The sequence below is a fragment of the Beijerinckia sp. L45 genome (assembly GCF_009765775.1).
Lineage (GTDB): Bacteria > Pseudomonadota > Alphaproteobacteria > Rhizobiales > Beijerinckiaceae > RH-AL1.
The window spans coordinates 1-9,900 of record NZ_LMUU01000245.1 but is presented as its reverse complement, the minus strand read 5'-3'; the positions used below and the strand labels follow the sequence as shown (position 1 = coordinate 9,900).

Below are 9,900 nucleotides of genomic sequence, written 5' to 3'. Positions count from 1 at the left end.
CGAGATTGCGGTGGATGACCCCGATGCCGCCGGCCTGGGCCATGGCGATGGCGAGGCCCGATTCGGTCACCGTATCCATCGCCGCGGACATCAGGGGCAGGTTCAGGGTGATCGAGCTGGTAAGCCGGGTGCGCAGGTCGACCGCGCTCGGCATGACCTCGGAATGGCCCGGCAACAGGAGGACGTCATCGAAGGTGAGCGCTTCTTCGATGGGCGAGCGGACAATGGTGGCCATGAAGCCAACTCCAGGTGGGCGCCGCAGAGGCGGGCGGCGCGGGAGGGGGCCGCGGCGAAGCTGCGCGGCTGAGTTGGCAGTGGCTGTTAGCATGCGCGGCGGGGCGGGGGAAGCGCGGTGGGGCGATTTGGTGTGGGCCGGCCTCCTGCGGCCACCACGAGCCCCGATGGGTCAGTGGCGCCCGCGCGTCGACAGGTCTGTCCCCGGTGCCTTAACCGAAAGCGATAGACTGTCCCATGAACGTCAAAATTGCCGTCGACGGCGTGCCACCCGGAGGACTGGCTCAGGCGCCGATGCGCAACGCGTATCGAATCAAGCGGCCCATCCACGTCCTGCTGCCATTAATCGAGGAATTTTCGCAGAAACCGAAAGGTCGGGGCAAGATTATACTCTTGCCAAACAAACAGCCGGAGCAGAACGGATGTCGGGCAGGCGATAGTCGATATCGGCCGCGGTCAAGTCGTAGCTCTGCATCTGCAGGCGGAAGTTATGACCTGGCATGCGCTGATCTCCTCATCTATTGTGCTCTCAAGCCTTGCCGAGTTGTTTTCGTGTGCAAGCAAAATTCTTGGCTAAGCTACAAAAAAGATGGCGACCTTTAGGGGGCATTGAGGCGAATTGGTCCTCTCTTTTTTCAAGTCATGAGACGAAACGCGGTGCTGTGGCCGTCTCGCGCGGCAACCCTGCAGAAGCTCCTGTTCAGCCCAATTGTCGGCACATCCCTCTTTAATGAGCCATGCAGGAACCGCAGCCGCACCATCGCCGTTGCCTCGCCGCATCGACCGCATCAGCCAGAGGGCGCGACGGACGGTGTGCCTCCCGCGCCCGCGGGAGAGGAACGGACCGATCGGTCACGAGACTTCCATGCTCATCCCCTATGTCGTCCCCGCCAGCATTGCGGCGGGCCTGGCGCTTGTCGTCCTGCTTGTGCTCGTCGGCGGCATCGTCCGCCACATTCCCAATGATTGCCTCGGCATTCTGGAAAAACTGTGGAGCGGCCGCGGGTCCATTCGCGAAGGCTTCATCGCGCTGAACGGCGAGGCCGGTTTTCAGCCCGAGGTGCTGCGTGGCGGCTACCATTTCTTCATGCCCTGCCAATACCGCGTGCATCGCCTGCCGCTGGTGACGATCACGCAAGGGCAGATCGGCTATGTCTTCGCCCGCGACGGCATCGCGCTGCCGCCGACGCAGACGCTCGCCTCCAACGCCGTTGCCGACGACTTCCAGGATGTCCGTGCCTTCCTCGCAGCCGGCGGCAGCAAGGGCCCGCAGCGCAAGATTTTGCGCGAGGGCACCTATGCCATCAACCTTGCGCAATTCATCGTGCTGACCGCGGACCGCACCTACGCCATCGACATGGCGCAAAGCGATGCCGCGCTGTTCCAGAACATGGCGACGCTGCTCGGCGAGCGCGACGGCTTCGAGCCGGTCGTCATCGATTCCGTGCTCGACGTGATCGGCGTCGTCACCGTGCATGACGGCCCGGCCCTGCCCGAGGGCGAGATCATCGCCCCGACGGTCGGCCGTGATGGGGCCGATCGCCACAACAGCTTTCAGGACCCAGAAGCCTTTTTGCGCGCGGGCGGGTTTCGCGGGCGCCAGCATCAGGTTCTCGTCGACGGCACCTATTATCTCAACCGCCTGTTCGCGACGGTGGAGATGGTCGCCAAAACCATCGTCGAGGTCGGCTCGGTCGGTGTGGTCGTGTCCTACATCGGCGAGGCTGGCGCAGACGTTTCCGGCCTCGACTATCGCCACGGCGAACTCGTCGGCGTCGGTTTCCGCGGCGTGTGGGATACGCCGCTGCTGCCGGGCAAATATGCCTTCAACACCTATGCCGGCAAGGTCGTGACGGTGCCCACAACCAACTTCGTGCTGAAGTGGACGCAGGCGGTGATCGGCGCGCACAAGCTCGACGAGAACCTGTCCGAGATCGGCCTGATCACCAAGGACGCCTTCGAGCCGCTGCTGCCGTTAGCCGTGGTCGTTCACATCGACTACAAGAAGGCGCCGCTGGTGGTGCAGCGCTTCGGCGACATCAAGCGCCTCGTCGAGCAGACGCTCGACCCGATGGTCTCGGCCTATTTCAAGAACATCGGCCAGACGAAAACGCTGATCGAGCTGCTGCAAGACCGCGCCGACATCCAGGACAAGTCGAGCCTCGAGATGCGCACCAAGTTCGCCGCCTATAGCCTGGAGCTGCAGGAGGTTCTCATCGGCACGCCGCGCGCGGAAGCCGGCCAGTCCGGCATCGAGCAGATCCTGAAGCAGCTGCGCGACCGCCAGATCGCGGTGGAGAAGGTCGACACGTATCGCCTGCAGGAGGTGGCGTCGGTGCAGGAACGGACCCTGCGCGAAAAGGAAGCGATGGCGACGCAGCAGGCGGCGATCACCGCCTCGATGCTGGCGGTGCAGGTGCGCGAGAACGAAGGTAAGGCGCAGCTGGCGCAGGCCCGGCAGATGGCCGAGTCGATCCAGGTCAGCGCCAAGGCCAATGCCGAGCGTGTGCGCCTGGAAGGGCAGGGCGAGGCGGATCGCATCCGCGCCGTGGGCCTCGCCGACGCCGAGCGCATCCGGGCCGTGGGCCTGGCGCAGGCCGAGGCGACGGACAAGCAGGTGCAGGCCTACGGCGGCCCGCAGTATCAGCTGAACAGCCAGGTCCTGATGCGTTTCGCCGAGGCCATCGAGAACGGCAAGCTGCCGATCGTCCCGCAGTTCATGCTGGGCGGCGGCACCGATAGGAGCGGCGCCGGCGGCCTGGTCGAAATGATGCTGGCGATGCTGGTGGCGGAGAAAGCGAAGCCGACGTCGACGCTGGAGCCGTAGAGCGAGATCCTCCTCCGCGTTAGCGGGGAGGGGGCCATGCGAAGCATGGTGGAGGGGGGGCCGCACTGCAGAATGCGGGTCCGCGTCCCCCGATGTCATCCCGGCCGGAGCGCAGCGGAGAGCCTGGATCCATGAACACGATGTCGGTTGGGGGGGCGGTGGACCCGAACGGATACGGTTCTCACGGGCAAGCCGGTGTTCATGGGTCCCGGGTTCGCGCTTCGCGCGCCCCGGGATGACAGCGTTGAACCCGTCAGGCCGCTGCCTCCATATCCTGCCCCGGCAGCACCCGCGGCGTCCAGAACGCCACCGCTGCCGTCACCACCGTACTGACCCCCACGAACAGCATGATCGCGTGCGAGAGGCCCAAACTCTCGCCGGTCTTGGGCAGCACGTAGGTCGCCACCGCCTGGCCGCCGGCCGCCAGCGCGTAGGCGATGCCCATGCCGAAGGAGCGGATGGCGTTGGAGAAGCGCAGCGACAGATAGTGCGGTACCAAAGCGAAGACGCCGCTGCTCGAGGCGCCGATGATCATCGCACTGGCCAGCAGGGTCCAGGCGTTGAAGGCGCTGGCGAAGGGGATGATGGCGCAGAAGGTGATGGCGAGGCAGCCCAGAATCGTCGGGCGTGCGCCGATGCGTGACGCCACCTGTCCGCAGATCAGCTTACCCAGCACCGAGCCGATCGAATAGGCAGCGATGCCGGCGAACACGCCGCTCGGGCCGAACCCGCCAACCGTCTTCAGCAGGGTCGGGTAGAAATCGTAGATCGAGGCGGTCTGGAACTGCAGCGCCAGCATGAAGGCGCAGGCCTGCCACGCGGCCGGCGTCATCGAGAACGTTGGCTTGTCGGCGGCCTGCTGCGCCGGCGTCCCGCTGGCGCGCTCGCGTTGCATCCGCAACCACACCGGGCTTTCGTTGATGCCGACGCGGATGAACACGGCCAGCAGGGCAGGCGCCACGCCGACGAAGAACAGAACGCGCCAGCCGAAATGCGGCAGCAGCAGCGCCTGCACGCCGGCGGCCGCGAAGAAGCCCACTTCGTAACCCGCCATCATCAGCGACGAGGCCATCGCGCGGGCGCGCTCGGGCACCGTCTCCATCAGCAACGCGGCAGACGCCGTCCACTCGCCGCCGAAGCCGATGCCGAACAGGAGCTGGATCACCAGCAGGGCGCCATAGCTCCAGGCGAGGCCGGAGAGGCCGGAAAAGGCGGCGAACCAGATCACGCCGAGCATGAACGTCAGTTTGCGGCCGTACTTGTCGGCAAGCCAGCCCCAGCCGATGTTGCCGCCGATGCGCCCGAGGCTTTGCGCGGTGATGACGAGGCCCATCGCGGTCAGGCTGACGCCAAAATGCTTGCCGATCTCCGGCAGCACCAGCAGCAGCGTGACCTGGTCGAAGGCGTCGAGGAACCAGCCGAGGAAGGCGGCCAGCACCAGCCGCCAGTGCGGCTTGAGCAAAGCGAGCGGGGTTTCCGCGGCCCCGGAGCCGGCGCGATCCTGCAGCATCACCATGACTTGTCCTTTTGAATCGGCCCGAGATCTGCCCGTGCTTTGGACGCTGCGGCGCACCGCGCCAACAGGACATACTGGCGCGGATGACGGAGCCTCAGGGGGAGCAGATGGCGATCGCGGTGGCGAGCCTGGGGGCGCTGCGGGCCGACCTATGAGTGCAATGAGTCGTGCTGATGCTGCCGCTACTTCGCAAATTTCACCAACGCGATCATCAGGCCTGCCGTGCCAAGCAGATTAAATGCGATTGCGGTGACGATCCATTTCACGGTCTCGACCTTCAGGTTCTGGATCTCACCCCTCAACGTGGTTTCCACTTTACGCAGATCCGTCTGGATCAGGAGAATGTCACCTTTCAACGCCGCCTCGACTCCGCGCAGCGATGCCTCGACCTTGGTCAGGTCTCCGCGCAGCGATGCCTCGACCTTGGTCAGATCGGCTCTGAGAGCAATCTCGACGTTAGAGAGGTCGATCTTTGTCGCGAGATCTTCGCGAGCGTTCTGCGCCGTCGAACTAAAGGCGTCCGTCAGCGCTTCCGCCTGCTCGGTCGTGAAAGCGCCTTGAAGGGCCTTTGAGAGCTTCAACGTATCGAAGGTCATCGCAGTCACGGCCGGTCTCCTTGGCCGAGTTTAGCGTCTCCCGGGCCCGCTGGCTACCAGCCCCAGCCGCCCCGCTTTGACTCCCGCCGCGCAATCCCCGAAACAAAGGACATGTCTGCTTTCATTTCGGGTTCCCCATGACAATACCGACCATCCTTCTTCCCGTCTTCATCGAGGTGACGCTCGTCTTCGTCCTCCTCGGCTTCATGGCGAAAAGCCGCGCCGACGCGATGAACGCCGGCACCCGCCCGCACGACATCGCGCTGAGCAGCGACGCCTTCCCACGGCAGACCCGGCAGATTTCCAACTGCTACGCTAACCAGTTCGAGATGCCGCTGCTGTTCATCGCGGCGGTCATCCTCGCCATCGTCATCCGCCAGGCCGGCACCCTGTTCGTGCTCATCGAATGGCTGTTCGTCATCGCCCGCATCGGCCATGCCGTCGTGCACACCACCAGCAACAACCTTTCGCTGCGCGGCCCGCTGTTTCTCGCCAGCGCCGTCGCGACCGCGCTTCTCTGGCTCATTCTCGCCCTGGGCGTCCTGTTTGGCATCCGATGACCCCCGGTGGGCGGCTCGCTGCCGCGATTGAAGTTTTTGCCGACATCGAAACCCGTCATCGCCCCGCTGCGGAGGCGCTGAAGGATTATGGTCTCGCCCATCGCTTTGCCGGCTCGAAGGACCGGGCGGCGGTCGCCTCCTATGTGTTCGACGCGCTCCGCCACCGCGCCTCCTCGGCCTGGCTGATGAGCGCGGAAACGCCCCGTGCGATCCTGCTCGGCTCGCTGTCACGCGCGCGCGGCCTCGATGCGGAGGCCATTGCCGCGATGTGCAGCGGCGAGCAGCATGCGCCGGAAGCGCTCACCGAGGCCGAGCAGGCTTCGCTCGTCGCTCAGGACTTTTCGAGCGCTGCGCCGTCCGTGCTCGGCGATTTCCCGGCATGGCTGGAGCCGAGCTTTCTCGCCGTCTTCCCCGACACGCTGGCGGCCGAAATGCAGGCGATGGCGGCGCGCGCGCCGCTCGACATCCGCGTCAACACGTTGCGCGGCACCCAGGCCAAGGCGATGACGGCGCTGGCCCATCTCGACCCGGAAAAGACCACCTACGCGCCGAACGCGCTGCGGCTGCCGCTCGGCGCCGACGGTCGTGGTCCGGCGCTCAGCGGAGAGCCCTCCTTCATCAAGGGGCTCGTCGAGGTTCAAGACGAAGGCTCGCAGATCGCCGCGCTGCTGGCCGCGGCGAAGCCCGGTGAGCAGGTGCTGGACATTTGTGCCGGCGGCGGCGGCAAGACGCTCGCGCTCGCCGCAGCGATGGACAACAAGGGCCAGATCTACGCCGCCGATACCGAAGGCCGGCGCCTGATGGGGCTCTATCCCCGCCTCGGCAAGTCAGGCGCGCGCAACGTGCAGCTGCGCGCGCCGCGCCGCGGCGTGCCGCCGCTCGACGATTTGAAGGGCAAGTGCGACCTCGTCCTCGTCGACGCGCCGTGCACCGGCACCGGCACCTGGCGCCGCAACCCCGACGCCAAGTGGCGGGTGCGCCCCGGCGCGCTGGAGCAGCGCGTCAAGGAACAGGACGAAGTGCTGGCGCAGGCGGCAGGCTACGTCAAAGCCGGCGGCCGCCTCGTCTACGTCACCTGTTCGCTGCTGATCGAGGAAAACGAAGCCCGCGTCCGGCATTTTCTCGCGACGCACGCGGAGTTTGCGCTGCGGCCGCCGCAGGCGCTGGCCGAGGGCGCTGGCCTCCCGGCGCTCGCCGCCTTCGCCGATCCGACGAATACCGGGATCCGGCTCTCGCCGCTGCGCACCGGCACCGACGGCTTCTTCATCGCCGAAGTGGTCCGGGCCGGCTGAAAACGCGTCGGCCCAGGCTTGCCCCATGAGCTGGGGCGCCTGGGCCGAATGGTGGTGCAAAACGGCTTGCGATCAGATGCCGAACGCCCGGGCGATGCGCGGCTCGGGCCGATGCCCCTGCGCCTCACGGGCAAGCGCTTCCGCGCGCAGCAGCTCGAGCGTCAGGGTAAACGGCGCCAGGACGGCGCGCAACGCGGTGGTGGCGCGCACCAGCGTGCCCGGCGGCGGCGCGCTCGCGGGTTCGTCCTCGACGAATAGCTCGGCGATGGCGCCGAAATCCACGCGGCGGTGGCACGTGCCGCCTGCGGACGGGATGATGAGATAAGACATAGGCCGGCCTCCTGTTGAGGCCATTGTTAGCCTATGCACATTGCCGCCCCCTCAAACCGAACGGTCGAATGCAGGGCGAAAGCGACAATGATTTTTAAAGGGTTTGGCGGGCTGTCTTCATACGATGACGCCGTCGCGAGCCACGAGCCGGCCAGCTTTGTAGACCGCGCGGCTACGCGGGAGCGCGACCACGGCCTCTGGCACATGCGCTGCCGTCAGTGTCACGAAATCGGCCTTGCAGCCGGGCTGCAGCCCGTAACCTGCGACCCGCAGCGCCTTGGCGCCGGCCGCCGTCTCGATGTCGAACGCGACGGTAAGATCGTCGTCGGTATAAAAGCCTGACCGATAGCCGATCATGTTGGCGCGCCCAAGCATATCGCCGTCGCCATAAGGCCACCAGGAATCGCGGATGTTGTCGCTGCCGCTGAAGACGGTGACGCCGGCTTTGCGCAGTTCGAGGATCGGCGGAAAGGGATAGGCACCGGGGGCATTGGTCATGATGGCCACGCCGGCCTCGGCCAAGGTGACGGCGGTCCTGCGCGCGACATCGAGCGGAACGCCGCCCAAAGCATAAGCGTGGCTGACCGCGACATGGCCGCCCATGCCGAGCGCCTTGGTGCGCGCCGCGATCTGCTCCAGTTCGAAGATGCCGAGCATGTCGGCGTCGTGCAGGTGGATATCGACATCGACGCCGCGCTTCTCTGCGATCCCGAATACGACGTCGAGGTGGCCTTCGACATCCCGGTCGAAGGCGGCGGGGTCGAGACCGCCGACGAGATCGCAGCCCATGCCGATCGCGGCACCGAGCAGATCCGGCGTTCCGGGGCTCGAAAGGATGCCGCTCTGGGGAAAGGCGACCAACTGGACGTCGATCATGTCGCGATAGCGCTCGCGCACCGCCAGGATCGTTTCGAGCGAGGTCAGCCCGACCGATCCGTCGACCATCACGTGACTGCGCATCTGCGTGGCACCCTGGGCAATGCAAAGCTCGATCTGCATCGTGGCGCGGCGATCCATCGGCGCGGCATTGGCCATGTTGTACGCCTGAAACGCGACGCGCTCCCGCACGTCGAAGCCGTTGGTGCACGGGATATGCGGCCTCCACGCATCGCCGTAAAAACTCGTGTCGAGGTGGATATGGCCTTCGACGAAGCCCGGGACGACGAGCGCGTCGCCCAGATCGATGGTCGTGGCGGCAACAGGCGGGTGGCCGCCCGTGGGCGTCGAGGCGTGGATGCGGCCGGCCGCGACCGATATCGTGACGTGCGATCCGTCTGCCAGCCGAGCGTTTACGAAATTCGTGTCGACGGCGCTCACAGGTGTCTTTCTTGGTCGGGTGGTATCAAGGCTTGGACGGCGTGGCCGGTCTCGCTCATGTCGGAAGCGATCCTTCGACGCCTTCGACGAGCCAGTTCATCGAGTTGATCGCCGCATCGTCGAGCGGCTTGCCGCCCACCGTCTTTGCTTTGCCGGCCTGGTCCTTCAGATCCCCGCTGAACGGGATAATCGTGCCCGCCTTCAGGCCAGCTTCGGTCTTGCTGGCCAGCGCCGCGACGTCGTCGGGCATGTTGCGGTACGGGGCCATCTTGAGCATGTCGACGCCGAGGCCGCCCCAGACGTCGTCCGTCTTCCACGTGCCGTCCAGCAGCGCCTGGACGCGCGCGACATAGTAGGGTCCCCAATTATCGATCGGTCCGGTCAGCTGCGTGTTGGGCGCGAACTTGATCATGTCGGTCGCCTCCGCAAAAGCCTTGACGCCTCTCTGCTCGCAGACCTGGAGGGCGGCGGGCGAGTCCGTATGCTGCGCGATGATATCGCAGCCCTGATCGAGCAGCGCTTTCGCGGCATCGCCTTCCTTGCCCGGATCGTACCAAGTGTTGATGAAAATGAATTTCAGCTTGGCGTTCGGGTTGACCGACCGCATGCCGAGCAAGGTCGCGTTCATGCACATGATCACTTGCGGGATGGGAACGGATGCGATGTATCCGATCGTGCCGGTCTTCGACATTTTCCCGGCGATGACGCCGTGAATGTAGCGCGCTTCGTAGAAACGGATCGTGTAGACGCCCAAATTCGGGCCATGCTTATAGCCAGAGCAATGCTCGAATTTCACGGCTGGCTTCATCGCCGCGACTTTTGCCGTCGGGTTCATGTATCCGAAGGATGTCGTGAAGATCAGGCTGTGCCCCTTGTTTGCCAGGGCCGCGATGACGCGTTCCGCATCGGCAGTTTCGGGCACATTTTCGACGAACGTCGTTTCGATCGTGTCGCCGAAGTGGCTAACCACTTCCTTGCGACCGGCTTCGTGCTGATACGTCCAGCCGTAGTCGCCCACGGGGCCAAGATAGACGAAGCCGATTTTCGGGGTTGCCGCTGCGTTGGCGGGCCGTATACCGGCGCCGAAGCCGGCGGTGCCGCCCAGCATGGCATTAAAATGACGACGATTGATCATTTTATATCGCTCCCAGACCGCTGGAAGCAACGCAAAGACTATGCCGAATGCATCAGCTGGCGCAGGGCGCCGCGACGGTGATCGGCGCGGAGG

10 protein-coding genes are annotated in these 9,900 nt (G+C 65.4%); 3 read left to right on the top strand and 7 right to left on the bottom strand.

All coding sequences use genetic code 11. From position 1 onward, the window contains the following. Positions 1–235: IMP dehydrogenase (locus tag GSQ79_RS29930; protein WP_246725580.1), on the bottom strand; the 235-nt coding region annotated here is incomplete at its 3' end. A 341-nt stretch (positions 236–576) separates the two neighbouring features. Further along, positions 577–642 (bottom strand): hypothetical protein, encoded by a 66-nt coding sequence (locus GSQ79_RS30465; protein ID WP_368669977.1) that lies wholly within the window; start codon positions 640–642, stop codon positions 577–579. 457 nt (positions 643–1,099) lie between these two features. Between GSQ79_RS30465 and GSQ79_RS25320 the strand changes: the two genes are divergently transcribed. Next, entirely contained in the window at positions 1,100–3,061 is a 1,962-nt protein-coding gene (locus GSQ79_RS25320; RefSeq protein WP_158811530.1) for an SPFH domain-containing protein, read from the top strand. Between the two features lie 253 nt (positions 3,062–3,314). Here the strand turns inward: GSQ79_RS25320 and GSQ79_RS25315 are convergent, their stop codons facing one another. Next, positions 3,315–4,577, bottom strand: coding sequence for an MFS transporter (locus tag GSQ79_RS25315; RefSeq protein WP_158811529.1), 1,263 nt, complete (start codon positions 4,575–4,577; stop codon positions 3,315–3,317). A 182-nt stretch (positions 4,578–4,759) separates the two neighbouring features. Continuing rightward, positions 4,760–5,173, bottom strand: coding sequence for a coiled-coil domain-containing protein (locus tag GSQ79_RS25310; RefSeq protein ID WP_368669976.1), 414 nt, complete (start codon positions 5,171–5,173; stop codon positions 4,760–4,762). A 137-nt stretch (positions 5,174–5,310) separates the two neighbouring features. On the opposite strand from GSQ79_RS25310, the gene GSQ79_RS25305 reads away from it, so the two are divergent. Further along, a complete protein-coding gene (locus GSQ79_RS25305) occupies positions 5,311–5,733 on the top strand; it encodes an MAPEG family protein (RefSeq protein WP_158811527.1) in 423 nt (140 codons plus the stop codon). After that, positions 5,730–7,025 carry an RsmB/NOP family class I SAM-dependent RNA methyltransferase gene (locus GSQ79_RS25300; RefSeq protein ID WP_158811526.1) on the top strand — a complete coding sequence of 432 codons (1,296 nt, stop codon included), beginning with the start codon at positions 5,730–5,732 and terminating at the stop codon, positions 7,023–7,025. The genes GSQ79_RS25305 and GSQ79_RS25300 overlap by 4 nt, the downstream gene beginning before the upstream one ends. A gap of 72 nt (positions 7,026–7,097) precedes the next feature. Here GSQ79_RS25300 and GSQ79_RS25295 read toward each other — a convergent pair whose 3' ends face one another. From GSQ79_RS25295 to GSQ79_RS25285, 3 genes are all read right to left on the bottom strand, one after another. After that, on the bottom strand, positions 7,098–7,355 hold the full coding sequence (locus tag GSQ79_RS25295) for a hypothetical protein (protein ID WP_158811525.1): 258 nt from the start codon (positions 7,353–7,355) through the stop codon (positions 7,098–7,100). Positions 7,356–7,472: 117 nt separating this feature from the next. Beyond that, the gene (locus GSQ79_RS25290; RefSeq protein ID WP_158811524.1) at positions 7,473–8,672 is read right to left on the bottom strand and encodes an amidohydrolase family protein; all 1,200 of its coding nucleotides are present in this window, start codon (positions 8,670–8,672) and stop codon (positions 7,473–7,475) included. Between the two features lie 55 nt (positions 8,673–8,727). Then, positions 8,728–9,807 (bottom strand): BMP family ABC transporter substrate-binding protein, encoded by a 1,080-nt coding sequence (locus tag GSQ79_RS25285; protein WP_158811523.1) that lies wholly within the window; start codon positions 9,805–9,807, stop codon positions 8,728–8,730. Between the last annotated feature and the right edge of the window lie 93 nt (positions 9,808–9,900).

Excerpts from the sequence above, each read along its gene's own strand:
- GSQ79_RS25320 (WP_158811530.1), top strand. The coding sequence starts at position 1,100 with ATGCTCATCCCCTATGTCGTCCCCGCCAGCATTGCGGCGGGCCTGGCG.
- GSQ79_RS25315 (WP_158811529.1), bottom strand. The coding sequence starts at position 4,577 with ATGGTGATGCTGCAGGATCGCGCCGGCTCCGGGGCCGCGGAAACCCCG.
- GSQ79_RS25310 (WP_368669976.1), bottom strand. The coding sequence starts at position 5,173 with ATGACCTTCGATACGTTGAAGCTCTCAAAGGCCCTTCAAGGCGCTTTC.
- GSQ79_RS25305 (WP_158811527.1), top strand. The coding sequence starts at position 5,311 with ATGACAATACCGACCATCCTTCTTCCCGTCTTCATCGAGGTGACGCTC.
- GSQ79_RS25300 (WP_158811526.1), top strand. The coding sequence starts at position 5,730 with ATGACCCCCGGTGGGCGGCTCGCTGCCGCGATTGAAGTTTTTGCCGAC.
- GSQ79_RS25295 (WP_158811525.1), bottom strand. The coding sequence starts at position 7,355 with ATGTCTTATCTCATCATCCCGTCCGCAGGCGGCACGTGCCACCGCCGC.
- GSQ79_RS25285 (WP_158811523.1), bottom strand. The coding sequence starts at position 9,807 with ATGATCAATCGTCGTCATTTTAATGCCATGCTGGGCGGCACCGCCGGC.